This is a genomic window from Xanthomonas sp. WCS2018Noco2-27 (genome assembly GCF_031843525.1).
In the GTDB taxonomy this organism is placed as follows: domain Bacteria; phylum Pseudomonadota; class Gammaproteobacteria; order Xanthomonadales; family Xanthomonadaceae; genus Xanthomonas.
The window spans coordinates 54,455-78,462 of record NZ_JAVTIK010000021.1 but is presented as its reverse complement, the minus strand read 5'-3'; the positions used below and the strand labels follow the sequence as shown (position 1 = coordinate 78,462).

General features: G+C 65.0%; 19 protein-coding genes and 2 other RNA genes. 10 read left to right on the top strand and 11 right to left on the bottom strand.

The window, feature by feature from the left end; genetic code table 11:
* Positions 1 to 384: 384 nt before the first annotated feature.
* Positions 385 to 834, top strand: a complete 450-nt coding sequence (locus RQH86_RS21975; RefSeq protein ID WP_311238308.1) for a DUF4442 domain-containing protein — start codon at positions 385 to 387, stop codon at positions 832 to 834.
* Between the two features lie 239 nt (positions 835 to 1,073).
* On the top strand, positions 1,074 to 1,979 hold the full coding sequence (locus RQH86_RS21970) for a peptidylprolyl isomerase (protein WP_115554174.1): 906 nt from the start codon (positions 1,074 to 1,076) through the stop codon (positions 1,977 to 1,979).
* Positions 1,980 to 2,184: 205 nt separating this feature from the next.
* On the opposite strand, the gene RQH86_RS21965 is transcribed toward RQH86_RS21970, so the two are convergent.
* On the bottom strand, positions 2,185 to 3,072 hold the full coding sequence (locus tag RQH86_RS21965) for a DMT family transporter (RefSeq protein ID WP_311238307.1): 888 nt from the start codon (positions 3,070 to 3,072) through the stop codon (positions 2,185 to 2,187).
* Positions 3,073 to 3,242: 170 nt separating this feature from the next.
* On the opposite strand from RQH86_RS21965, the gene RQH86_RS21960 reads away from it, so the two are divergent.
* The 4 genes from RQH86_RS21960 (at position 3,243) to RQH86_RS21945 (ending at position 6,687) form a co-directional block, all read left to right on the top strand.
* Positions 3,243 to 4,178: a LysR substrate-binding domain-containing protein gene (locus RQH86_RS21960; protein ID WP_115554175.1), complete on the top strand. Its 936-nt coding sequence runs from the start codon at positions 3,243 to 3,245 to the stop codon at positions 4,176 to 4,178.
* Between the two features lie 355 nt (positions 4,179 to 4,533).
* On the top strand, positions 4,534 to 4,848 hold the full coding sequence (locus RQH86_RS21955) for a metalloregulator ArsR/SmtB family transcription factor (RefSeq protein WP_055849910.1): 315 nt from the start codon (positions 4,534 to 4,536) through the stop codon (positions 4,846 to 4,848).
* 30 nt (positions 4,849 to 4,878) lie between these two features.
* On the top strand, positions 4,879 to 6,312 hold the full coding sequence (locus RQH86_RS21950) for a DUF2867 domain-containing protein (protein WP_311238306.1): 1,434 nt from the start codon (positions 4,879 to 4,881) through the stop codon (positions 6,310 to 6,312).
* An 81-nt stretch (positions 6,313 to 6,393) separates the two neighbouring features.
* Entirely contained in the window at positions 6,394 to 6,687 is a 294-nt protein-coding gene (locus tag RQH86_RS21945; protein WP_023903350.1) for a hypothetical protein, read from the top strand.
* Positions 6,688 to 6,990: 303 nt separating this feature from the next.
* Here the strand turns inward: RQH86_RS21945 and RQH86_RS21940 are convergent, their stop codons facing one another.
* Both RQH86_RS21940 and RQH86_RS21935 read right to left on the bottom strand, forming a co-directional pair.
* Positions 6,991 to 7,794, bottom strand: a complete 804-nt coding sequence (locus RQH86_RS21940) for a DUF4349 domain-containing protein (RefSeq protein WP_115513397.1) — start codon at positions 7,792 to 7,794, stop codon at positions 6,991 to 6,993.
* The gene (locus RQH86_RS21935; RefSeq protein WP_311240134.1) at positions 7,791 to 8,147 is read right to left on the bottom strand and encodes a GFA family protein; all 357 of its coding nucleotides are present in this window, start codon (positions 8,145 to 8,147) and stop codon (positions 7,791 to 7,793) included. Before RQH86_RS21935 ends, RQH86_RS21940 begins: the two co-directional genes overlap by 4 nt.
* A 234-nt stretch (positions 8,148 to 8,381) precedes the next feature.
* On the opposite strand from RQH86_RS21935, the gene RQH86_RS21930 reads away from it, so the two are divergent.
* The gene (locus RQH86_RS21930) at positions 8,382 to 10,190 is read left to right on the top strand and encodes a DUF885 domain-containing protein (protein ID WP_311240135.1); all 1,809 of its coding nucleotides are present in this window, start codon (positions 8,382 to 8,384) and stop codon (positions 10,188 to 10,190) included.
* Between the two features lie 788 nt (positions 10,191 to 10,978).
* Here RQH86_RS21930 and RQH86_RS21925 read toward each other — a convergent pair.
* The 6 genes from RQH86_RS21925 to rraA form a co-directional block, all read right to left on the bottom strand.
* Positions 10,979 to 12,811: an ABC transporter ATP-binding protein gene (locus RQH86_RS21925; protein WP_311240136.1), complete on the bottom strand. Its 1,833-nt coding sequence runs from the start codon at positions 12,809 to 12,811 to the stop codon at positions 10,979 to 10,981.
* 174 nt (positions 12,812 to 12,985) lie between these two features.
* Positions 12,986 to 13,061: non-coding RNA, sX9 sRNA (locus RQH86_RS21920), on the bottom strand.
* Between the two features lie 68 nt (positions 13,062 to 13,129).
* Entirely contained in the window at positions 13,130 to 13,726 is a 597-nt protein-coding gene (locus tag RQH86_RS21915) for a plasmid pRiA4b ORF-3 family protein (RefSeq protein WP_311240137.1), read from the bottom strand.
* 292 nt (positions 13,727 to 14,018) lie between these two features.
* Positions 14,019 to 15,284, bottom strand: a complete 1,266-nt coding sequence (locus RQH86_RS21910; protein WP_311240138.1) for a cation:proton antiporter — start codon at positions 15,282 to 15,284, stop codon at positions 14,019 to 14,021.
* A 194-nt stretch (positions 15,285 to 15,478) separates the two neighbouring features.
* Positions 15,479 to 17,074, bottom strand: a complete 1,596-nt coding sequence (locus RQH86_RS21905; protein WP_311240139.1) for a serine hydrolase — start codon at positions 17,072 to 17,074, stop codon at positions 15,479 to 15,481.
* Positions 17,075 to 17,096: 22 nt separating this feature from the next.
* Complete coding sequence (gene rraA / locus RQH86_RS21900) at positions 17,097 to 17,597, bottom strand: ribonuclease E activity regulator RraA (protein WP_115528467.1); 501 nt, start codon at positions 17,595 to 17,597, stop codon at positions 17,097 to 17,099.
* Positions 17,598 to 18,081: 484 nt separating this feature from the next.
* On the opposite strand from rraA, the gene RQH86_RS21895 reads away from it, so the two are divergent.
* The 3 genes from RQH86_RS21895 (at position 18,082) to RQH86_RS21885 (ending at position 20,496) form a co-directional block, all read left to right on the top strand.
* A complete protein-coding gene (locus tag RQH86_RS21895; protein ID WP_311240140.1) occupies positions 18,082 to 18,915 on the top strand; it encodes a DUF72 domain-containing protein in 834 nt (277 codons plus the stop codon).
* Between the two features lie 499 nt (positions 18,916 to 19,414).
* A non-coding RNA gene (locus RQH86_RS21890) (sX9 sRNA) lies at positions 19,415 to 19,491 on the top strand.
* A gap of 57 nt (positions 19,492 to 19,548) precedes the next feature.
* Entirely contained in the window at positions 19,549 to 20,496 is a 948-nt protein-coding gene (locus tag RQH86_RS21885) for a DMT family transporter (RefSeq protein ID WP_055849891.1), read from the top strand.
* Between the two features lie 281 nt (positions 20,497 to 20,777).
* Here the strand turns inward: RQH86_RS21885 and RQH86_RS21880 are convergent, their stop codons facing one another.
* A complete protein-coding gene (locus tag RQH86_RS21880; RefSeq protein ID WP_055849889.1) occupies positions 20,778 to 21,500 on the bottom strand; it encodes a pseudouridine synthase in 723 nt (240 codons plus the stop codon).
* A gap of 79 nt (positions 21,501 to 21,579) precedes the next feature.
* Positions 21,580 to 23,985 carry an EAL domain-containing protein gene (locus RQH86_RS21875; protein WP_115562476.1) on the bottom strand — a complete coding sequence of 802 codons (2,406 nt, stop codon included), beginning with the start codon at positions 23,983 to 23,985 and terminating at the stop codon, positions 21,580 to 21,582.
* Between the last annotated feature and the right edge of the window lie 23 nt (positions 23,986 to 24,008).

Below are 24,008 nucleotides of genomic sequence, written 5' to 3'. Positions count from 1 at the left end.
ACGCGTAAGGCAGCGCTGCACTAGAGCGTGGGAGCCGGTCCCCACCAGATTGCGCAGACGGCACCCGGCGCAGCGACGACGACTTCAAGCCACCCCGCCCCCTGACCCGTAGGAGCGGACCTGGCCGCGATGAAGCATTCCCGCGGTCGCGATAAATCGTCACGCGGTAACGGTGACGCACCGTCGCGGCCAGGTCCTCTCCTACGAAAGAATGCGGGTGGTCGAGCCTTCTGCGCGAGGCGGCGCGACTTGCACGGTCCGGAGATGACGCGGCGCCTGGACAGACTCACATGACGGGCACAGCCGCTTCCATGGACGGCCACGCCAACCATACGCATGCGAATGTTATGCTGCAGGCCCGACCCGCCATGGAACCCGGCCCGCATGCGCGCTTCACTGTTCAAGCTCGGCATCAACCTGTGGCCGCCGTATCTGTTTTCAGGCATCCACGTCACCGTGTTGTCGGCCGACTATCGCTTCGCGCGTGTGGAACTGCGGCAGCGCCCATGGAATCGCAATTACGTCGGCACCCATTTCGGCGGCAGCCTGTTCGCGATGACCGATCCGTTCTGGATGCTGCTGGTAATGCAGAACCTGGGGCGCGACTACTACGTGTGGGACAAGGCCGGCAGCATCGAATTCGTCAAACCCGGGCGCGGCACGGTGAGCGCGGACTTTGTGATCGACAACGCCATGCTCGCCGAACTGCGCGACGCCACCGCCAGCGGAGAGAAGCATCTGCGCTGGTTCGAAAACACGATACACAACCGCGATGGCGATGTCGTTGCGCACGTACGCAAGCAACTCTACGTCAAGCGCAAACCGGCACGGTAACTGCAGCACTGTCGCTCCGCTGCAAAGCAGGAGAGCGATAAATCCATGCGCCAATCGGACATGACGCGCCCGCTCGATGCGGGCACGTCATGTCTGCGCCAGGTGCGCCGCAATGGCACGCAATCATCATTGCCACGACGCTGGCGTAGCGCGTCGGCGTCGTGGCGCGCGCATCACCGCTTTGCGTCCTTGCGCGCATTGGTCAAGAATCAACCACCTTTCCTTCGCTGGTTGCCTTCATGCTGCTGCGCACTGTTGTTTCTGCCTGCCTGCTCGCGCTGGTAGTGCCCGCTGCCGCGCATGCGGCCTACCGCAGCCCGCAACAAATCCTGGACAGCTCGCCGGCCAACGCCTGGCGCGTGCTCGATCCCGATCGCACGCTGTACCTGGAACTGGATACCGGCCGGGTGATCATCGAGTTGGCGCCGCAATTTGCGCCCGAGCACGTGGGCAACATCCGCACGCTCGCCCACGAGCGCTTCTGGGATGGGCTCAGCATCTATCGCTCGCAGGATAATTTCGTGGTGCAGTTCGGCGACCCCGATGGCGAGACGCCGGACAAGGCCAAATCATTGGGCTCGGCCAAGACCCATCTGCCTGCCGAGTTCGAACGCGCCGCGCAAGGTCTGGATTTTCAGCGTCTGCCCGATAGCGATGGCTGGGCGCCACAGGTCGGCTTTGTGGACGGCTTCCCGGCAGGCCGCGACAGCGCCACCGGCAAAGCCTGGCTGGCGCATTGCTACGGCACGCTGGGCGCAGGGCGCAACAATGACGAAGACAGCAGCATCGGCGCCGAATTGTATGTGGTCACCGGGCAGTCGCCACGGCAGTTGGACCGCAACATCACCGTGGTCGGCCGCGTGGTCAAGGGCATGGAGTTGCTGAGCGTGATCCCCCGTGGGCCGGACCCGATGGGCTTCTACGAAGACACCACGCAACGCTCTGCGATCCGTGCGATACGCCTGGCCAGCGAAGTGCCGGTGCCGGAGCGCACGCCGTTGCAACTGTTGCGCACCGACAGCCAGAGCTTCCGCGATGTGGCCGAAGCACGCCGCAATCGCAAGGACGACTTCTACAAGCGTCCGGCCGGACATATCGATCTGTGCAACGTGCCGCTGCCGGTGCGGACACCGCCGGCGGGCTGAATCGAGATCCGGGATTAGGGATTCGGAATTGGGGAGTCGTGAAAGCGGGCTGCGCGTGGCTTAGAGCGGCTCACACCACCTAGCGAGCAGTCGTCAGGGATGATGCACTCAGAACCGGAGTTTCGCGTGGTCCACGCCACCGGGAGTACCTAACACCGGCGGCGCCCGCCGGGCGGCAAGCGCGATCGTTTTGTGTCGGTGACGCTTAGCGCGCGCGCTGACTGAAGGCGACGCTGCCCAGAATCAGCACCGCGGCCAGCAACATGGTCCAGGTCAGCGGTTCGCCCAGCAGCGACCACGCCAGCAGCGCGCCGAACACCGGCACCAGGTAGGTCACGGTGGATGCCCGCGCCGGGCCGATGCGCTGGATCAACCGGTAATACATCAAGAATGCCAAGCCGGTGCAGACCACGCCCAATGCGGTCGCACACGCCCAGGCCACTGCCGGCACCGGCGTGGTCGGCCACTGCAGCCAGGCCAACGGTGCCAGCAGCAATGCACTGCACCCCAGCGTGGACGCCGCCGATGCAGCCGGTGGCAGGTCGCCCATGTGGCGCTTCACCAGGTTGTAGCCGATGCCGTACAGCAGCGAGGCGGTGGCGCCGGCCAATGCCGCCGGGCCCACGCTCAACCCGGCTGACTTGCCGGTCGCCAGCACCAGCACGCCGATGAATCCCACCAACAAGGCCAGCGCGCGCCGCGTACCGATGCGCTCGCCAAAGAACAAGAACGCGATCAACGCAGTGAACAACACCGTCATCGCATTGCAGATCGCACCGACGGCGGCAGGCGCATGTTGCGCGCCCCAGGCAAACAGCAGAAACGGCAACGCGGAGTTCAACACGCCGATCGCCGCCAGCATCGGCCAACGGTGCAAGGGGAACCGGTCGCGCGCCAACCACAGAAACGGCAGCAGGACCGCTGCACCCAGCGCCAGGCGAATTTCCACCAACGCCACCGTGCCGAACTTGGGCGCCGCCACACGCATGAACAGGAACGAGCACCCCCACACGATGCCGAGAAAACCCAGCTCGAGCGGGGTCCGCCATTCGCGCGCTGCAACGACTGGCTGCGTCGACGAGTGCGCGCTCATGGCTGTGCTCCCGCGGCATGCCGTGCGGCGCTAAGACGGCAGAAGACAAGCTCGGGCGGACAGCTGGACATGGCACGATCATCGCGACGGGATGACGCAGCATCGGCTGCCGCCGCAGGCCCGACAAGCGCGTAGTATCGCGGTCAGCCACAAATCTGACTCATGTCTCGATGAATCTGCGCCCGACCCTGCTGCCCGCATTGGGCGTGTTCGCCGCCGCCGCGCGCCATCAAAATTTCGCGCATGCGGCCGAAGAACTGCATCTCACCGCCAGCGCGGTCAGCCACCATGTACGCAAGCTCGAAGCGCTGCTCGGGGTCACCTTGTTCCAGCGGCTGCCGCGCGGGGTCAAGCTCACCGCCGAAGGCCGTCAGCTGGCCGATGCCGCCACCGCCGCACTGGCCGAGATCGCCGCGGTGGCCGGCAACCTGCATCCGCGCGAAGACGCCATCCCACTGCGGGTGACCACGCTGCGCTCGCTGTCGTACTGCTGGCTATTACCGCGCCTGCCGCGCTTTTGCCGCGCCCATCCGCATGTCCGCCTGGACCTGCAATCGGACCCGGCGTTCTCGCGTTTCGAAGAAGGCGGCCCGGAACTGGGCATCCGTTATGGGCAAGGCGCATGGCCGGGACTGACCTCGCACCATTTGATGGACGATGAGCTGTTTCCGGTGGCCTCGCCCTCGTTGCCGGAAGTGGCGGCACTGCGCACACCGGCGCAGATTGCCCAGTTGCCGCTGCTGAGCGATATGTCGCCACAAGGCTGGCGCGACTGGTTTCGCGCCGCCCAGGTGCGCGGCACCACGCTGCCGCCGATGCATACCTTCAACGACAGCACCGATGCGATGCGCGCAGCGGTGTACGGCCTGGGCGCGGTGCTGGCACGCAAGCACATCGCCCAGCCCTATCTGCAACGCTACGAACTGGTGCGGCTACCAGGCCCCACGCTCAAAGCCCGCTACGCGTATTACATCGTGCACCCAAGCCACCGCGAGCCCAGCCCGGCGGCGGCGTTGTTCATCGACTGGCTCAAACGCGAAGCGCTGGACGAACGCACCCCGATGCCCGCACTGCCGGCAGAACTGGTGGCACTGCCGGCGGCGTGAGAGTGGCCGTTTGAACCGCTGCGGTCTCGCCGGCCAGGCGTCCCGTCATTGGATCACCTGAGCGTGACGTTCTCGAAACGCGCGCGGTTGTTCCCGGACTGAGGTGGTGTGACAGTCGTGCAGGCCATTGGCGGCAAAGGCACTCATCGCCAATCGGCCGCACCCTGCGCCACAGCGTTGGTAGATCCCGCGCGCTTCCGGCGTAAGCCGCCGAGAAATCCTCCATCGCAGCAATGCTTGCGGCATTCACCAGATGCACCCGGCCGTGGCCCGGGAGCACCACCCAAAAAAAACGCTTGACATCGGCCGCCATAAAATCAATTAATTAGCTAATTCGTTAATTACTTAAACCCTTATGTCCATCGACCGCGTCTTCGAAGCCCTCGCCTCCCAACCCCGCCGCAAGATGCTGGCGTGCCTGGCAGACCAGGAACTCACCGCCGGGCAGATCGGGCAGCTGTTCGAGATGAGCGCGCCGGCGATCTCGCGGCATCTGTCGGTGCTGGAAACCGCCGGGCTGGTGTCCAGCGAGCGTCGCGGCCAGTTCGTGATCTACCGGCTCACCCCGGACAACCTGGTCAACACCCTCAGCAGTTTCGCCTTCGAGGTCTGCCCGGCCTCGGCACCGATCAAACGCAAAGCGCGTGCCCTGACCAAGAAGACCTCCTGACTCACCTCCGGCCGCAAAGGACTCATGCCGATGTTCAGCACACCCCAGCACCGCCCTGCCGACGCACACGCAGGTTTTCCGTCCGTCCGTCTGGAGTCCTACAGCGGCGGCCTGCCGGTGGAGGTCACGCTGATCGCACAGCTGGGCGTGGGCGCGGGCAACCCGTTGATCGACCAGGCCTGCCGCCGCCAGCGCGCGCATCCCAGCTTTCACGATGCGCTGGACGAGCCATCGGCACGCCTGGCGGCCACCGATTTTGCGCACGGCGAATCGACCGCGCTGTTCTCGTTTGCGGTGGGCGCCAATGGCCACCCGTTCCATCGCCACGCCGGGCACCGCATGTTCACCGCCATCACCGGCAGCAGTGGCGCGCAACTGCGCTTTTGCACCGCCTCGATGGAGCAGATTGAACAGGACCCGCAACACTTTCTGGCGGCGTTACGGCATATCGATCTGCCGGCCGATTGCCTGTTTACCGTGCGCTTTGGCGGCGGCACCTGGCATCAGTTCGCACCGCTGAAAGCGCAGGCCGCACACCCGGCGTTTTTTGCACTGTCCTGCCACAGCGATGAGGCCGGCGGCGAGTTGAGCGATGCGGTACGCGCACGCGTGCTGGCCGGTACCGCCGATATCGCAACGCTCACCGAAACGCTGCCCGAGTCAGTGATTGCACTGCTGGCCTCGGCTCAGGCGCGTGCGCTGCAGATTCCCACTGTGGGTTTGTCGCTGGCCGCATCGCCGGGCAGCAGCCGGTTTGCCTGGTGCGGCCGGCTGCGCTCCTTCAGCGGCAGGCTGCGCCAGGCAGTGAGCCGGTTGCGGCGGCCGGTGGGGTTCGTTGCGCTGGCACCGCACCGGGCGCAGGTCAGCGTGCATGCCGAGCCCAAGCCCGGCTCGCTGCTGACCCGGCATCTGCAACGCTTCGATCATCAGGACAGCGTGCGTCTGCGCCTGCAGCCGCATCAGTTACGTCAGCACGGTGCGCACACCTTGATGGCGTTGCTGCTGGAAGGATTCACCGAGCGCGCGCCGCGCGGCGTGACCTGGCTGATGCGGCTGCGCAATGCGCTGGTGGCGCCGTTGCAGTTGCGGACCTCGCCGCTGGGCTGCCCGGTATCGTCGTTGCTGTCGGCGCAGCGCGACTGTCTGTTCGCGGGCCGGTTCCCGGTGCTTGCGCAAGACACCGCGCCACTGGGCCGACGCGTGCAGGTACTGCTGGGCGCCGACGACCGCCACCTGGTCTTCCGCAGCAGCGTGGGCGTGGAGGTACTGGAGGATGGCAGCGTGGAGCTGAGCCTGGAGACGCGGGTGGCCTGCCGTAATACGTTTGGCCGCGTCTACATGGCCTTGGTGGACGGCGTGCACCATCGCTACATCGCGCCGGCACTGCTGCGCACTGCCGCGCAGGCGCTGCTGGTGCCGGTGCTGGATACCGCCCCGGCACAGGCGACAGCCAAGCGCGCGTGAGCAGCCGGCGCACGCAGCCATCACCCGATCTTGCCTGACCGCTGCCTAGGCTTTGGGTCCCCAATCCAAGGAAGCTTTCCCATGCCGACTCTTCGCATGCGTATCACCGGCACCGACGACGACGCACGTGCCATCGCCAACCTGCTGCAGAGCATCGAAGGTATCGAGCACGTCGAAGAAGTGGACGACCTGATGCCGCATCTGGACGACGACGATTCCAGCTCGGCCGGCCTGTCCGACGACGAAGGTCCGGGCAGCCACGAGTTCGAAGTGGAAGCCGGCAACGAGGCCACCGCGCAGAAGGTGCGCGACGCGGTGCAGGAACTGGCCTTGCAGCTGGACGTGTTTGTCGAATACGAAGTCGACGAAGGCTGAGCCTGCGCTGGGCGCGACTGCAGCATCGCTCGATGCCTGCAGTCGGCCTGCCTTTTCCCGACGAAGCCTACGGCCCGCTGGCGCCTTGCTTCAGCAAGCGCTGCTCGCACCGGAGGCTTACAGCACGCTGGAAGCGACCTGGTCGAACAGCGCTGTTAACACGCGGCCATGTCGATGCACATACCAGAGTGCATGCGCTGTGTACCTGCACCCTGCACTACTTCCCCAGCGCGGCTTTCAACATCGTACGACGGCGCCAGTCACGCGCGGCTGGTGCGGCAGTGCCGCCCAGCCGCGCGCAGGTCAGGACATCCGGCGACGCCGCGCGCGCCAGCGCCACGCCTGCAACAGCAGCCAGCCGACGATCGCCGCCACCAGTGCCACTGGCAGCAATGCCGCAACCGCACGGATCACGAACGCCACGCTGGACGAAAACACCTGCCCGAATTCGGCAGCTGCCTGCGCAATCTCGCTTCTGCCCTGCTCCCCGCCGGTACTGCGGAAGTTGAGCGTCAGTAACTGGGTGCGGATACGGCGTTGCTGCTGCGCCGCTTCTTGCTGGGTTTGCTGCGCTTCGGCCTCGATCTCGGCCAGGCGCTTGGACAATGCAAGCAGATCGCTCACCGCCAGATCGCGACGTTGCTGCAATTCCAGCAGACGCGCGTGTTCTTTCTGCAGCCGCGCTTGCGCCAGACCGGTATCGGCAATCTGCTGGGCCAGATCCTCGGCGTGCGTGCTGCGTGCCGCCACATCGCCATGCTGGCCGGCCAGCTGCACCAGTGGCTCGATGCCCTCGGCCACCGTGCGCACGCGAACGCTGCCGCTGGGCTCGCGCCCACCATCCTGTTCCACCGCCAACAGCGCGCAGGTGCCGAACTGTGCGCTCTGGCAGGCTGCACGGACCGCCGCGATGCGCTCGCCGATCTGATCGGCCGGCAACTCGATCCGCACATCGTGTTCGTAAGCCAGCGCATTGCCCTGCGCAGCTGGCGGCGCCGGCGCTGGCGCACCGCCGTCTGCGGCCATCTCTCCCTGAGGCCGCGCACATCCGCACAGGGCCCAGCCGACCAGCAGCGCGATGCCGGGCCAGCGCACGCCGCGCCTCATCGGCTGGCTCCATCGACCTGTTGCACGCGCAAGGTGGTCAGATCCAGCGCGGGCAGGCAGCGCACGTTGACCACGACGCTGGCTTCGCCGGTCTTGGGGTTGGCCCCCTCGCTGAAGGGCGCAATGCCGCACTGCGGGCAATGATGATGCTCGATATGGTGGTGATTGAAGCGGTAGGTGCCAACCGCCTCCGCGGCCGCCTGCAGACGCAGCTGGGTGCGTGTGCCGAACCAGAGCAGACCACCGCGGCGACGGCAAAGCGAGCAATTGCAGTCGTAGACCTCGGTGATCGGCGCATCGGTCTCCAGCTCGAACGCGATGCTTCCGCAATGACAACTACCGGCATACAGCATGGGTATTCCTCCTTGGAAAGCGCCACCTGACTGTGGCGTACAACGGGCAAACGGTGGGACGCGACAGCGGGCATGGCAGCGGCGAGGGTTCGCTCGCTACCGGCCGATGCCGGACAACGGCTGCGGCCGCCTTTGTGGGCGGCGCGCCGATTCGATCGCCACTCTAAACCAATGGTGGATGCGGACAACCGCACAGTTGCCTATGCTGGCGGATTGACTCCACCAGGACCCACCATGCGTCAACGCCTGCTTGTCCTCGCCCTGATCGCCGGCCTGAGTGCCTGCCAACAGCAGCCCGCCTCGCCGAGCGCCGGCACCACGCCGCCCGCCGGCGCGCACGACGCGCAGACCCCGGATGCGCGCTTTGCCGCGCTCTCCAAACAGGCCCTGGACACCTGGATGCAGCTGTCGCCGGTCACCGCCACCCAGACCGGCGATCACCGTTTCGATACGCAGATCGACGATCTCAGCACCGCCGGGCGCCAGCGCAGCCTGGATGCCGGCAAGAAGCTGCTGACCGAGCTGGAGGCGATCGACATCGCCAAGCTGTCGCGCGAGAACCAGGTCGATGCGGCGATCTTGCGTAATCAGCTGCAATCGGAAATCTGGAATACCGAGGTCCTGCAGAGCTGGGCCTGGGACCCGCAGGTCTACAACGGCCTGGCCGGTAGCGCGTTGTACGGCCTGATGGCGCGCGAGTTCGCACCGCTGCCCGAGCGCCTGGCGTCGGCCACCCAGCGCATGGAAAAAATCCCGAGCATCTTTGCGCAGGCGCGCGAGAACCTGGACCCGGCGCGCGTGCCCAAGATTCACGCCGAGACGGTGGCCAAGCAGAACAAGGGGATCTTGAGCATTGTCGATACCTTCATCGCGCCCAACATCGGCCAGCTTGGCCCGATCGAAGCGGCGCGTGCGCAGGCGGCCATCGACAACCTGCGCAAGGCGGTGACCGAGCAGCAGACCTGGCTGGACACCGTGCTGGTGCCCAATGCCAAGGGGGACTTCCGTGTCGGTGCAGAAAAGTACGATCAAAAGCTGAAATTCGCGCTGTTGTCGTCGCTGTCGCGCGCCGATATCAAACAACGTGCGGAGTCCGAGCTCAAACGCGTGCGCAGCGAGATGTACGGCATTGCGCGTACCGTGCTCAAGGACAAACCGGGCGCACCGAAGCTGCCCGCCTCGCCGACCGACGATCAGCAACAGGCTGCAATCGAAGCCGCGCTGGAACTGGCGTATGCCGACAAGCCCGCGCGCGACAAGGTGGTGGACGAAGCCAAGGCAGCGCTGACGCAGTCCACCAACTTCGTGCGTCAGAAAAATTTGATGACGCTGCCGGATTCGCCGGTGGACATCATCCTGATGCCGGAATTCCAGCGCGGCGTGGCGGTGGCGTATTGCGATTCGCCCGGCCCGCTCGACAAGAATCTCAAGACCTTCTACGCGGTATCGCCGATTCCCGACGACTGGAACGACAAGCAGGTCGATTCGTTCCTGCGCGAATACAACACCCGCATGATCCATCTGCTCAGCATCCACGAGGGCACGCCGGGCCATTACCTGGAAGGCTGGCACTCGGCCAAGTTCCCCTCCACGCTGCGCGCGGTGCTGCGCTCGGGCATGTTCGCCGAAGGCTGGGCGGTGTACACCGAGCGCATGATGCAGGAGCAGGGCTACCTGGATAACGACCCGCTGTTCCACCTGGTGCAGCTCAAGTTCTACCTGCGCACCATTGCCAACGCCATCCTCGACCAGGGCGTGCATGTGGACGGCTGGGACCGCGACAAGGCGATGCACCTGATGACGCACGACACCTTCCAGCAGGAAAGCGAAGCCGCGGGCAAATGGGTGCGTGCGCAGCTGTCGTCGGCGCAACTGCCAACCTACTTCGTCGGCGTGCAGGAACATCTGGACACGCGCAAGGCGGTGCAAGAGAAGCTGGGCAAAGACTTCAACCTGAAGGCATACCACGACAAGATGCTGTCCTACGGCGCCCCGCCGGTGCGCTTTGCACGCGAGCTGATGCTGGATCAGCCGATTAAGTAAGCACTTCCTTCTCCTCGCGGGAGAGGGGCTTGGTCCAACAGACGGGCGGAAGCGCTGACCATCTCCCTTCTCCCGCATGCGGGAGAAGGTGCCCCGCAGGGGCGGATGAGGGCGCGAACGAAGCGTGGTGTGGCCGAACTAGCGAGTGGCTCTGCCCCGTACCCTCACCCCAACCCCTCTCCCGCTGGGAGAGGGGCTTGCTCCAACAAACGGCTGAAGCGCTGACTATCTTCCTTCTCCCGCATGCGGGAGAAGGTGCCCCGCAGGGGCGGATGAGGGTACGGGCGAAGCCTGGTGTGGCCGAACTAGCGAGCGGCTCCCTCCGATACCCTCACCCCAACCCCTCTCCCGCTGGGAGAGAGGCTTGCTCCAACAGATGGGCGAAGCGCTGACTCTCTCCCTTCTCCCGCATGCGGCAGAAGGTGCCCGCAGGGGCGGATGAGGGCGCGAGCGAAGCTTGGTGTCGCCAAACTAGCGAGTGGCTCCGCCCCGTACCCTCACCCCAACCCCTCTCCCGCTGGGAGAGGGGCTTGGTCCAACAGACGGATGAAGCGCTGACTCTCTCCCTTCTCCCGCATGCGGGAGAAGGTGCCCCGCAGGGGTGGATGAGGGTACGGGCGAAGCCTGGTGTGGCCGAACTAGCGAGTGGCTCCGCCCCGTACCCTCACCCCAACCCCTCTCCCGCTGGGAGAGGGGCTAGATCTCGACGTTACGACTCCCGCGTGCGACCTCACTTCTCTCGCATCGAGCACTTGAGCACTCACTCAAGCACTCGAGCATCGTTCCCCTCACCCATCCGCCGCAACAAACCCGCCGGTCTGCCGCGCCCACAGGCGTGCATACAGCCCGCCCTGCGCGATCAGCTCCGCATGCGTACCGGTTTCGACGATGCGGCCGGCGTCCATCACCACCAGGCGGTCCATGCGCGCAATGGTCGACAGCCGGTGCGCGATCGCGATAACGGTCTTGTTGCCCATCAATGCGTCGAGGCTGTCCTGGATCGCCGCTTCCACTTCCGAATCCAGCGCCGAAGTGGCTTCGTCCAGAATCAGGATAGGCGCATCTTTCAACAGCACGCGCGCAATGGCGATGCGCTGGCGCTGACCGCCGGAGAGTTTGACGCCGCGCTCGCCCACATGCGCATCGAAGCCCTGACGTCCTTCGCCATCGATCAAGGCGTCAATAAAGCTCTCCGCGCGCGCCTTGCGCACGGCTTCGAGAATCTGCGCGTCGCTGGCCTGCGGCCGGCCATACAGCAGGTTGTCGCGGATCGAACGATGCAGCAGCGAGGTGTCCTGCGTCACCAAACCGATCTGCCCGCGCAGGCTTTCCTGCGTGACCTGCGCGATGTCCTGCCCGTCGATCAAAATACGCCCCTGCTCCAGGTCGTACAGCCGCAGCAGCACATTGACCAACGTCGATTTACCCGCACCGGAAGGGCCCACCAGGCCGATCTTTTCGCCTGCGCGCACCTGCAGATCCAGCCCGGCGATTACGCCGCCGCGCTTGCCGTAGTGGAAATGGACCTGATCGAAGTGCACCTGACCCTGGGTGACCCGCAGCGGTACCGCATCCGGCGCATCCTGCACGGTCAGCGGCTGCGCGATGGTTTGCATGCCGTCCTGCACGCTGCCGATGTCTTCGAAGATGCCGTTGACCGTCCACATGATCCAACCGGACATGTTGTGGATGCGAATCACCAGGCCGGTCGCCAGCGTGATCGCACCGACGCTGATCTGCCCACGGTTCCACAGCCACAGCGACAAGGCGCAGGTGCCAACAATCAGGAACCCGTTAGCCACCGCGATGGCCGTATCCATGGCGGTGGTCACCCGTGTCTGCCGGCGATGCTTGACCGCCAGCTCATCGAGCGCGTCGTGCACATAGGCTTCTTCGCGGCCTGCATGGGCGAATAACTTGAGCGTGGAGATATTGGTATAGCCATCGACGATGCGCCCGGTGGCCTTGGAACGCGCGTCCGATGCCACCCAGGCACGCGCCTTCATGCGCGGCACGAAGAACGCCATCAACGCGACATACACCACCAGCCAGATCAGCAGCGGCGCCATCAGCCACGGGTCGGCCTGGGCAAATAACCACAAGGCACTGCCGGTATAGACCACGATGTACCAGAGCGCATCGACCATCTGCACCGCCGATTCGCGCAACGAGGTGCCCGTCTGCATCACGCGGTTGGCGATGCGGCCGGCGAAATCGTTGTTGAAAAAGCCCAGGCTCTGGCGCACCACGTAGTTGTGCATCAACCAGCGCGAGCGGTTGCTCAGGCCCGGGACGATGGCCTGATTGACCAGCAGGTTATGCAGCCCGGTGAACAGCGGCCGCGCCACCAGCGTGATCGCTGCCATCCATAGCAACTCGCCCGCATGACGACGGAAGAAGTCCGGTCCCGGTCGCTCGGCCAGCATATCCACGATGCGAGCGAGGAAGTCGAACATCGCCACTTCCACCAGCGCCAGCAGCAACCCTGCGACCAGCGTGGCCAACAGAATCGGCCACAACGGCCGCAGATAATGCAGATAAAACCGCCACACGCTGCGGGGCGGCATCTCCCGCTCGATGGGCGGAAAGATATCGATCAGGGACTCAAACCAGCGGAACATTGCACGCACTTCGCTAACACCGGGCGGTCAGGCTAGCCGATTGGGCGTCAAGCCGCAGTGCGTTGATGCGGCAAGTTCCGCGTGGGAGGTCGCGCTGCGGGTGCCCAGTGCTGCTGTGGATGCAGCGGCGCCGGCACTGCATGGCGCAGCCGTCTCAGCACGTGCGTTTAGAGCGGCTAACAAATCTAGCGAGCAATCGTCAGGTGGGGGCGGGCAGCGCGCTCAGAATCGGAGTGGACACGTGGTCCATGCCGCACCGAGCACCGGGCACCAGCCGCGCCCGTCTGACGGTGAGCACAGTCGGTTTGTTCGCTGCTCTTAGTCGCGAACGCGCGCAAGCAGCCGGTTGATCTCGACCAGATCGAAGTGACCCGGATCGAAACGCCCACCGAGCGTGGCCAGTTCCTGCACATGCTGCGGGTGATCCGGGTTGGCGATGATCTGCAGAAGTTCCTGGTAGTCATCGATCCCGCCGCGGCTTTCCGGCGGGCAGGCATTGGCCCCATCGATGCAGCGTGCCACGCGCAGCCCGGTATCCGGCGGCAAGACGGCCTGCACCTGCACCGTATGCTGCCAGCCGGCGCCGGCCCCATAGAAATAGCCAAATGCATCGAGCTCACCCAGCGCGCTCTCCAGCGTGACCCGCGCGGCATGCTTGAGCCGGGAGCGATCCGGCACATCCAGGCCGGACTCGCCATAGCGCCCGCCGCCAACGTCGAATTCGTACGGATGCACACCGCTCCAGCCCATCACCGGCTGCAGCACGCGGTGCAAGGTCGCCAACCGCACTGCACCGGACACCAGCACGCTGCGCCACACCAGCGGTGCACTGCCCGCCAATGCGATCTGCAACTGATAGATCGGCACCGGGACCTGCACCGCCTGCTGGGCGGCCTTCTTTTTTGCCTTGGTCATGACGACTCGATGACTGATATCTGACGCCAGTATGGCGGCGGTGGCATGCTCGCCTCAATGCGCCTGCACTGCGACTGCAACTGCAACTGCAACTAAGCCGACATCGCTCCATCCTGGTCAAGCAGGTGCGTTCATTCGGAGCATGCAGCGCACGGCGCGGTGCGCTCGCGCGCTGTGCAGCAGCCAATGCGCAGCCTTCAAACGTCAGGATTGCCCTCACGGCCAAGCAACCGACAAGCGCTGCGCCTCACCAGCGACGCAGCTGCCTCGCCAGCGCAGCAGTTGCCGGCGTTCAGCGCTGTTGCAGGCTCGGCACCGCGTCGGTCACGTTGGCGTGGCGACGCATGATCCAGTTGAACAGCGGCGTGGCCATCAGCGTGGACAGGATCGCCATCAGCACCAGCACCGAGAACAGGCCCTGCTCGATCACGCCGGCCTGCAAACCGATATTGATGATGATCAGCTCCATCAGGCCGCGTGCATTCATCAGCGAACCGATCGCCATCGCGTCGCGGTTATTTTCGCCGGTGGCGCGCGCCGCGGCCCAGCAGGCCACGCCCTTGCCGATGAACGATGCCGCCAGGATGGCGACGCCGGCCAGCATGATCTGCGGCTGCAGCAACACGCTGAGCTGGGTTTTCAGGCCCGAATAGGTGAAGAACAACGGCAGCAGCAACACCACCACAAACGGCTGCATCATCTCGCGCAGCTTCTCGGTCAATGCGCCCTTGGGCAGGCAGACGCCCAGCAGGAAGCCACCGAACACGGCATGGATACCGATCGCATCCATCGCCCAGGCGCTGAGGCAGAACAGCATCAGCACGATCGCCAGCATGCTGTTGCTGAGCGGCTGATCCGGCACGACATGATCGGCCAGGCGACGCAGCAGATGCCGGCCGACAAACAGCATGAACAGCGCATAGGCGACGCCGCCGCCGATGGCCAGGTACGCACTGCCCCAGCTGCCGCCGAAGCTGGCCAGCACCACCGCCAGAATGCACCACGCCGCCGCATCGTCGAACGCACCGGCGGTCAGCGCCAGCGTGCCCAATGGGCTATTGGTCAGGCCGCGCTCGTGGATGATGCGCGCCAGCATCGGGAATGCGGTGATCGCAATGGCCGCGCCCAGGAACAGCGAGGCTTCCATGAGCTTGGCCTTTTCCGAGAACAGGCCTTCCACATTGAGCAACCACGGGCACATCGCAAATGCCAGCGCAAACGGCACCGCGATACCGGCCAGCGACACGCTCATCGCGCTTCGATAGCGCGCACGGAAGTGATCGCCGCGGAAGTCGGTACCGACCAGAAACATGTACAAGCCCACGCCAAACTGCGCGAACACGTACAGCACGTCCATGGTCTGCTTGGGAAACAACGCTGCCTGCGCACCCGGTGCCAGCAGGCCGAACAACGACGGCCCCAGCATCACGCCGGCGATCATCTCGCCCACCACCTGCGGCTGCCCGAGGCGCTTGGCCAGCATGCCGACGAACCGGCATACCAGCAGGATCGCTGCAGCCTGCAGAAAAAAATACACCGACATCTGCGGAGTGGTCATGCGTATGGGGACATCCCTGAGAAGTGCGCGGATCATAGCGAGCCGCGCCGGTGGACGGTAGCCGTATGGCCACCGAGCGCGGCGATTTCCGCGCCAGCAGGCCAATTCAGCTGTTATGGATGGACACGGCACCCCTCCGCTTGGCGGTGAGCGCACCGCACGGCAGATGCGCTGGCGCCGCACTCAGACGCGTGTCACTGCGATGCGGGCGATGCCGCCGGCACCGGGGTCAGCACCAGATCCTGAAAATCGAAGCTGAAATCGGTCAACGGCGAGATCGCCTCCATGCGCATCTCGCGCACCGCGCCGTCCGCAGTGAGTGCGAAGTTGACGAAGGCATCGGCGTTCAAGGAACGGTCGTCCCAGCGCACGATAAAGCTGTCGTGCTGCCAGTGCTCCAGCGTGCCGATCAGCTGCGCCGTCTTGGCAAACTGCAGCCGCAACCGCTTGCCGTCCTGGCGGATCACCACATCGCCATACCACGGGTCGCGATAGGTGGCCGCATAACCGCGCAGCGGCAACGACGGCGTCGAGCGTGCGGTGCGTGCATCCTGATGCTTCTTCCAGCTGGTATCGGCATCGCTGTCGGCCTTGCTCACTGCCTTGGCGTACGCATCGGTCCAGTCGGTGGGCGGCACTTGCAAGAACGCATCCAGCACCTGCAGCGTCACCGCGTTGAACGCCGCACCCACTTCCTGATTGGTCAGCACCACCACGCCCAGTTTCTGGTCGGGCACCAGGGTCAGGCGCGACACCATGCCGGGCCAGCCGCCGGTGTGCCACACCAAACGGTGGCCGCGATAGTCGCTCAGGCTCCAGCCTTCGCCGTAACCGGCAAAGTTGGGGCGTGCCGCCGCCAGCTCCGGCACCGCCGGGTCGGCGATCGCGATCGGTGTGATCATCGACCACATCTCCTGCTGCCGTTTGGCGCTGAACAACGCTTTCCCATCGGGCAATACGCCACCGGCCAATTGCACGTTCATCCACAACGCCATGTCGTGCGCACTGGAATAGATGCCGCCGGCACCGGAATTGTTCGACCAGGTCAGCGGCGCGGCCGTGCGCAGCTCGGTGAAGTCGTACTTGGCATGGCCTACCGCCGCGGTGTCGCCGGGCTGCAACTGGTCGGCGTTGAAGCGCGTCCCACGCATGCCGACCGGAGCGAAGATCCGCTGCTGCAAAAACGCGGCATAGGACTGCCCGGAGACCTGTTCGATCACCTTCTGCGCGACGGCGTACAAGATATTGTCGTACGCGTAGCGGTCACGAAACCCGCCTTTCAACGGCACCTTGGCCAGGCGCTGCACGACCTCTTCGGTGCTGTAGCTGGTGGTCGGCCAGAACAACAGATCGCCGGCACCCAGGCTCAGCCCGCTGCGGTGCGCAAGCAGGTCGCGCACGCGCATTTCACCGCTGACATAAGGGTCGGACATCCGAAACCACGGCAGGTGGTCGATGACCTTGTCGTCGAGCGACAGCTTGCCCTCGTCGGCCAGAATCGACAGCGACGCGGCAGTAAACGCCTTGGTGTTGGACGCGATCGCAAACAATGTGTCTGCCTGCACCGGCTCGGGTTTGCCGATCTCGCGCACGCCGTAGCCGCGCTCCAGCACTACCTGACCATCCTTGACGATGGCCACCGCAATGCCGGGCACATCGAACTGCTTGCGCACCCGTTCCATCTGTGCATCGAACTGCTGCATGCCGGCCGGAAGCTCGGCCGCGTGCGTCGTTGTCACCAGGGTTGCCAGCATCAGCACGCCTCCCGTCAGCCATCCGTTCAAGGTCATTCTCACGCTCTCTTAGTGTCGATCAGATTGCGACGCTGGCACTGTCCAACAACAGCGGCAGCGGCGTTACCAGCACGCCGTTGGCATCGGCGTACAACCAATGACCGGGCACGAACGGGACACCGGCAAAATTCACCGGCACATCCACATCGCCCAGATCGCGTCGCTCGGTGCGCCGTGGGCAGGCGGCCAGTGCCAGCACGCCCAGCGGCAGCGTGGCCAGGATCTCGACATCGCGCACGCAGCCGTGGATCAACACGCCGGCCCAGCCATTGGCCACCGCCTGCGCCGCGATCTGGTCGCCCAGCAGCGCATGCTTCAATGAGCCCTGGCCGTCCACCACCAGTACCCGCCCATCGCCCGGCGTGGCGGCCAGCTCGCGCACGCGCGAGTTGTCTTCGAAACAGCGCACCGTCGCGATCGGCCCGGAGAACACGCTGCGCCCGCCAAAGTGGCGGAACAACGGCTCGGCAACGGTCACCTCGGGAAAGCGGTCACACAGATCGGGCGTGGTCCAGGTCATCGGTGCGGTCTCAAGCGGCTGAGCAGGCATGGTAGCCGGCTGCGATGGGGTCCGGGTGTCGGTTGATGTCGTCTCGGCGCTGACTGCTCGGCAGCCTCCTGCTGCGCTGGCATCGCGCAGAACGACCGACAGACGACTGCGGCTACAGATAGGCGCGCGTGGACCGGGCTTAATGGGGATATCGGGTTTTGCGGTAAAGATTCGCTGGCGCTACCGTCCTCGCGTGGTGCCGCGCCAACGGTGCAATGCAGGTCGCACGTCATCGCGACCTGCGTCATGAGAACGCTAGCGAAGATGCCGCCTGGCTGTGCGTCATCGCGCAGACTGGCACGGCGAGCGCTGCAGTTGGCCGCATCGCCAGCCGGCGGCTGCGCTGTCACACCGCATCCAATCCGGCTACGCCACGCTAGGCTGTGACTGCCACTCCGCGCCGCACCACTGCGGCACCTCATCGTGCACACCTTTGCCAGCGAGTCTCCCTGCGATGTCTGATCTGTTCGCTTCCGCGCCGCCCGTCCTGGACGGCATCCATGTCGGTATCGGCGGCTGGGTGTATGCGCCATGGCGCGCAGGCATGTTCTATCCCGACGGCCTGGTGCAGCGGCGCGAGCTGGAATACGCCAGCCGCCAGGTCAACGCCATCGAAATCAACGGCACTTACTACGGCGCGCAGAAACCGGCGACCTATGCAAAATGGCGCGATGACGTGCCGCCCGGCTTCGTGTTTTCTGCCAAGGCGCCGCGGCACATCACCCAGTCACGCACACTGGCGGGAACCAAGGCGCAGGTAGACGACTTCGTCGGCGGCATTGTCGAGCTCGGCGATACCCTGGGGCCGCTGGTGTGGCAATTCGAGCAAGGACATCGGCTGCAGGCCGACGACCTGGAGGCCTTTCTGGCGTTGCTGCCTCAACGCGCAGGCGGTCGTACGCTGCGGCATGTGCTCGAAGTTCGCGACCCTGCGGCGGTGGATGCGTCGCTGCTCGCGCTGGTGCGCCGCCACGGCGTGGCCACGGTGTTCACCGATTCGGACGAACATCCTTCCTTCGCCGATCTCTCCACCGATTTCGTCTACGCGCGTCTGATGCGTAGCCAGGCACGTCTGCATGCCGGTTATCCGGCGCCAGCATTGGAGCGTTGGGCCGAGCGGATCCAGGCCTGGCGACGCGGCGACGACCCGGCCGACCTGCCGCATATCGACTCCACGCCACAGGCAGCAAATACGCCGCGCGAAGTGTTCGTGTTCTTCATCAGTGCGGCGAAGGAGCGCAATCCGGCTGCGGCGATGGCGCTATTGAAAGAACTGTCGGCTGGATGACGTGTTGCTGGCAGCGATATCCCCCTGGCCGGCTGGCGTGTGTGGCGAACACGTTTTAGAGCAGCCAACAAAACGACTGCGCTCACCGCCAGGCGGGCGCGGCCGGTGCGATATGGACCACGCATACACGCGGTTCTGAGAACGCCGTCCACACCCAACTAACGACTGCACGCAGCGTTTCGTTCGTCGCTTGTGGTGAAGCCAGGAGTGATGGCGCGGATGCGTGGTCGACTTATGTTCGTCAGCGCATGACCCAGAGGCCATCTGCATGGTCTTGAGCAATGTGGTCGTTGGGCGCCAACGTCGTGAAAACATTACAACGTGCGTGCTGTGAGACTCGGCCTTCTTTGAGTTGCCAAGCGGCCTGCGCACGATTGAGTCAATCGCTGGAGTAGACCGTACCCTCACCCCAACCCCTCTCCCGCAGGAGAGGGGCTTAGAGCAGCTGACAAGATGACTTTGCAGCCGCCAGGCGAGCGTGGTTGATGCTTGGTGCGGCATGTACCACGCATACACTCCGGTTCTGACAGCGCCGCCCCTACCCACCTGACGACTGCTCGTCAGGTGTTGTCAGCCGCTCCAATAAGGCTCATTGCACGGCGCCGATCTGCGGCTTTTCGGCGACAATGGCGCATGCCCACGACCGACCTGCGCAAGGCGCAACTGCAAATTCATTTCTGCGTGCTGCTTTGGGGCATCACCGCGATCCTGGGTAAGTTGATCACGCTGCAGGCATTGCCGCTGGTGTGGTGGCGCATGTTGATCGTGGTGGTGGCGTTAGCCTTGTGGCCGCGGGTGTGGCGCGGCTTGCGCGGTTTGTCTGGCCGTGTGGTGCTGGGCTATTGCGGCATCGGCGCGTTGGTGGCGCTGCACTGGCTGACCTTCTATGGCGCGATCAAACTGGCCAACGCTTCAGTGGCGGCCACCTGCATCGCCTTGGCGCCGGTGTTCACTGCCGTGATCGAGCCATGGGTGACGCAGCGGCCGTTCCGCCCGCGCGAGTTGCTGTTCGGCCTTGCGGTGTTGCCAGGAGTGGCGCTGGTGGTCGGCGGCGTGCCCGATGGTATGCGTGCAGGGGTGGTGGTCGGCGCGATTTCGGCCGTGTTTGTCGGGCTGTTCGGCTCGCTCAACAAGCGCATGGTGGCGCATGCAGACCCGCTCACCGTCACTGCATTGGAACTCGGCGCCGGCACGCTGACCCTGACCGTGCTGGCACCAGCCATGCCGCTACTGCTGCCATCGCTGCATGGCGATCTGTTGATGCTTCCCAGCCTGCACGATGGCGTGTTGCTGCTCGTCCTGTCACTGGCCTGCACCCTGCTGCCGTTTGCGCTGGCGCTGGTCGCGCTGCGTCATCTCAGCGCGTATTCGGTGCAGCTGGTGACCAATCTGGAACCGGTCTACGCCATCGTGCTGGCCATCGCCCTGCTGGGCGAACAGCGCGAGCTCACCCTGCAGTTTTATCTTGGCGTTGCGATCATTCTGGGCGCGGTGTTTCTGCATCCGGTGCTGGAACGCCGGCGCAAGGTGGTGCACCCGGAGTTACTGGGCACCGCCGAAGCCAAGAACATCGTCGACTGAGCGAATGACACCACATCCCGCGACACTACTTTGGCCGACAGCGACCGCAGTGTCGCGTAACACCCGAGACCAACGCTTCGCAGCGAACGCGTGAGCGCTTCAGCGGCCGGCGCTTACCGACCATGACGATGACCAAGCCCGCGCCCACAAGGCGCCAAGCGCAGCGTCTGGTCATCTATCGCACCCGGCAGGCCATACGCGAACGCCCATACCGACTGCAGCGGAAGCACCTGATGGCGACCACTGCGCCTGGCGTCCGGCAGCGTATCCAGCCGGCCGGTTTACCAGTCGGTACGCTGCGGCAGCAGGCCGCGCAGTTCCGCATCGCTCAGGTTGCGCCATTGCCCAGGCTTGAGCGCGGCAAGCTTGATGTTGTCGATGCGCACCCGCCGCAGTTGGGTGACCCGGTAGCCGAATTCGGACGCCATCAGGCGGATCTGCCGGTTCAACCCCTGCTCCAGCACGATGCGGAAGCCGAACTTGGCGATACGCGCGGTGCGGCACGGCAACGTGGTTTCGTTATGGATGCGCACACCGCGTGCCATACCACGCAAGAATTCGTCGGTGACCGCCTTGTTGACCGCCACCAGATACTCTTTTTGGTGGCGGTTTTCCGCACGCAGGATCTCGTTGACGATGTTGCCGTTGCTGGTCATCAAAATCAGCCCTTCGGACTCCTTGTCCAACCGGCCGATCGGGAAGATGCGCTGCTCGTGGCCGACGAATTCGACGATATTGCCCTTGACCGAACTCTCGGTGGTGCAGGTGATGCCCACCGGCTTGTTGAGCGCGATATAGACGTGCTTGCGGCCGCCGGGCTTTTTGGCCTCGCGCGCGCGCAGCGGTTGGCCATCCACCAGCACGGTGTCTTCGTCGCCCACCACCGCGCCGGTGCCGGCCACCACACCGTTGACGGTGACGCGGCGTTCGCCAATCAAGCGGTCGGCCTCGCGGCGCGAGCAGAAGCCGGTGTCGGCGATATGTTTGTTGAGTCGGATTGTCATCGTCCGATTATCGGCGATTTACAGCCGGCAACGCACTTTTGTGCAGTCACAGCGTGGCGCGCGGCTCTGCCGGCTGGCCCTATCCGGTCACGGCCAGCAACGGCTGTGGCGCGATCAGGTCTTCCAGCGGGCATGGACGGTGCAGGCTGAATCCCTGCACCTGGCCTACGCCGGCATCGCGTAAGCCGGGGATATCCGCCTCCGACTCCACCCCTTCGGCCACCACTTCGATGCCCAGTGCCAGGCCGACCTGGGCGATGGAATGCACCGCGGCGCGGTCCACCGCGTCATGCGCGTAATTGCGCACGAAGCCGCAATCGATCTTCAGCACATCCACCGTAAATTGCTTGAGGTAGCCGAACGAGGCCAGGCCGCTGCCGAAATCGTCCAGCGCCACGTGGCAGCCCCGCGCACGCACGCTCTGCACGAAGCGCTGCGCATGTTCCAGATCGCCGATGACCGCGGTTTCGGTGATCTCCATGCACAGCTTGGGCACCAGCGTGGGATAGCGCTCGAACAAGGCGCAGACAAAATCGAGAAAGTCCGGCTGCGCGATCGATTGCGCGGACAGATTGACGTGGCACAGATCCAGCGTCGCCACATGCATCGGGTTGTCGGCCAATTGCGCGCACAAGGTTTCCAGCACATAGGCATCGACCATGCGCCCAAGCCCGTAACGCTCCACCGCAGGCAGAAATTCGCCAGGGCTCAGCACACGCCCATCGCGCGCGCGCATGCGCACCAACACTTCGTACTGCAGGCGACCGGGGTCGCTTAGCACCTGGATTTTTTGTGCGTACAGCAGCAGCCGCTGTTCGGCGATGGCCTGCTGCACGGCGCTGATCCAGCCACCGTCATGCCGACGCCGCGCCAATGCCAGATCGTTCTCGCCAAAACACCGAATCCGGTTGCGCCCTTCTTCCTTGGCCGCGTGACAGGCCAGATCGGCCGCAGTCATCAAGGCATTGACGTCGCTGGCGCCCTTGCGAATTTCCACCACACCAAAGCTGCAACTCGGCGTCAGCGGCCGGCCGCCCTGATGGCTCCATGGCTGCCCGAGCACACCATGCATGCGTTCCAGCAAGGCCTGCGCCTGCACCAGATCGGTATTGGCCAGCAGAATCGCGAACTCGTCGCCACCCAGCCGCCCCAGCCAGTCGCCCGGACGCAGCTGCATGGTGATCACGTCGGCGAAGTGGCACAGGAACTTGTCGCCGACCGCATGCCCGAAGGTGTCGTTGACCAGCTTGAAATGGTCCAGATCCACGAAGCACAACGCATGGCACAGCTGCGGCGATTGCGGCGGCTCGATCAGACGCAGCAGTCGGCGCTCGATCTCGCGCCGGTTGATCAGGCCGGTCAAGGCATCGTGACGCGCGTGGAAGGCGACCTCGTCGGCCAGCTCGTGCGCGTGCGAGACATCTTCGATCACCGCCAGCACCAGCGTGGGTTCCTCCGGACCCGGCTCCACCAGCGAGGCGCTCCAGCGGCCCCACATCACTTCGCCATCGGCACGCAGGAAGCGCAGCTCGCCGGACTGCATCAGCCGTGGCCAGTCGATCATGCCGCGGCTGTCCAGCACGATGTCGTCCGGATGCACCACCTCGGCCAGCGTGCGGGCCTGCAGTTCCTCCGGGCGGTAGCGCAGGATATTGGCCATCGAGGCGTTGGCATCCAGCACGTGGCCACGCAGATCGAACTTGACCATGCCCAGTGCGGCTTGTTGAAACGCCGTGCGAAAACGGCCCTCGTGCGACAGCAGATAGTCGCGGATACGGCGCATCGCCAGCACGCAGGTGGTCAGCACCAACAACAAGGTGGCAAGGCTGCAGGCCGCCATCACGTCGTGCAGCAGCCGCGCGCAGCGGATCAGCAGCGCCTGGAATTGCGCCGCATCGCCGCGCATGCGCCCATCGAGCAGATGCAGGTCGTCGCGCAAGGCCTGCAGCGCGCGCGGATCCGGCGTACTGGCGGCCTGCACGGAGGCGGCACGGTCGGCCAGTGCACTCAGCTTCAACAGGTCGGCATCGGTGTGCTTCCACATCGCGATGGCGTCGCTCAGATACGGAAAGACATGGCCGTAGCGGTACAGACGCACCATTTGCGGCATGTCCTCAGGGGCATTGCGGCCGGCCGCCAGTCCGGCATAGACCGCCGTCCAGGCGATCACCGGCTGTTCGACCGCCTCGCGTGCCGCGCGGTCGCCCAGCGGCACTTCCAGCGCGCGGCAGGCGGCCTGCAGATCAGCCGGATCGCCGCTCACCAGATAGCGCTCCAGCCAGTACACCGACTCCTGCTGGGCGTTGGACCAGTGGCTCTGGCCGACGATCCAGGCGGTGGCACCGGACTGGATTTCGATCGCCAGTGCCGAGAGCACGGCCATGCCGACAGCCACGGCAATCAGCAGTGCCAGAGGGAGCGTCAGCCAACCGCGCACCATGTGCATGGTCCGGTCACTGCGTGTGCTGCGTGCTGCCTGCGCCATTGCCGTCCTCGTCCACCGCCGCC

Excerpts from the sequence above, each read along its gene's own strand:
- RQH86_RS21975 (WP_311238308.1), top strand. The coding sequence starts at position 385 with ATGCGCGCTTCACTGTTCAAGCTCGGCATCAACCTGTGGCCGCCGTAT.
- RQH86_RS21970 (WP_115554174.1), top strand. The coding sequence starts at position 1,074 with ATGCTGCTGCGCACTGTTGTTTCTGCCTGCCTGCTCGCGCTGGTAGTG.
- RQH86_RS21965 (WP_311238307.1), bottom strand. The coding sequence starts at position 3,072 with ATGAGCGCGCACTCGTCGACGCAGCCAGTCGTTGCAGCGCGCGAATGG.
- RQH86_RS21960 (WP_115554175.1), top strand. The coding sequence starts at position 3,243 with ATGAATCTGCGCCCGACCCTGCTGCCCGCATTGGGCGTGTTCGCCGCC.
- RQH86_RS21955 (WP_055849910.1), top strand. The coding sequence starts at position 4,534 with ATGTCCATCGACCGCGTCTTCGAAGCCCTCGCCTCCCAACCCCGCCGC.
- RQH86_RS21950 (WP_311238306.1), top strand. The coding sequence starts at position 4,879 with ATGTTCAGCACACCCCAGCACCGCCCTGCCGACGCACACGCAGGTTTT.
- RQH86_RS21945 (WP_023903350.1), top strand. The coding sequence starts at position 6,394 with ATGCCGACTCTTCGCATGCGTATCACCGGCACCGACGACGACGCACGT.
- RQH86_RS21940 (WP_115513397.1), bottom strand. The coding sequence starts at position 7,794 with ATGAGGCGCGGCGTGCGCTGGCCCGGCATCGCGCTGCTGGTCGGCTGG.
- RQH86_RS21935 (WP_311240134.1), bottom strand. The coding sequence starts at position 8,147 with ATGCTGTATGCCGGTAGTTGTCATTGCGGAAGCATCGCGTTCGAGCTG.
- RQH86_RS21930 (WP_311240135.1), top strand. The coding sequence starts at position 8,382 with ATGCGTCAACGCCTGCTTGTCCTCGCCCTGATCGCCGGCCTGAGTGCC.
- RQH86_RS21925 (WP_311240136.1), bottom strand. The coding sequence starts at position 12,811 with ATGTTCCGCTGGTTTGAGTCCCTGATCGATATCTTTCCGCCCATCGAG.
- RQH86_RS21915 (WP_311240137.1), bottom strand. The coding sequence starts at position 13,726 with ATGACCAAGGCAAAAAAGAAGGCCGCCCAGCAGGCGGTGCAGGTCCCG.
- RQH86_RS21910 (WP_311240138.1), bottom strand. The coding sequence starts at position 15,284 with ATGACCACTCCGCAGATGTCGGTGTATTTTTTTCTGCAGGCTGCAGCG.
- RQH86_RS21905 (WP_311240139.1), bottom strand. The coding sequence starts at position 17,074 with ATGACCTTGAACGGATGGCTGACGGGAGGCGTGCTGATGCTGGCAACC.
- rraA (WP_115528467.1), bottom strand. The coding sequence starts at position 17,597 with ATGACCTGGACCACGCCCGATCTGTGTGACCGCTTTCCCGAGGTGACC.
- RQH86_RS21895 (WP_311240140.1), top strand. The coding sequence starts at position 18,082 with ATGTCTGATCTGTTCGCTTCCGCGCCGCCCGTCCTGGACGGCATCCAT.
- RQH86_RS21885 (WP_055849891.1), top strand. The coding sequence starts at position 19,549 with ATGCCCACGACCGACCTGCGCAAGGCGCAACTGCAAATTCATTTCTGC.
- RQH86_RS21880 (WP_055849889.1), bottom strand. The coding sequence starts at position 21,500 with ATGACAATCCGACTCAACAAACATATCGCCGACACCGGCTTCTGCTCG.
- RQH86_RS21875 (WP_115562476.1), bottom strand. The coding sequence starts at position 23,985 with ATGGCGCAGGCAGCACGCAGCACACGCAGTGACCGGACCATGCACATG.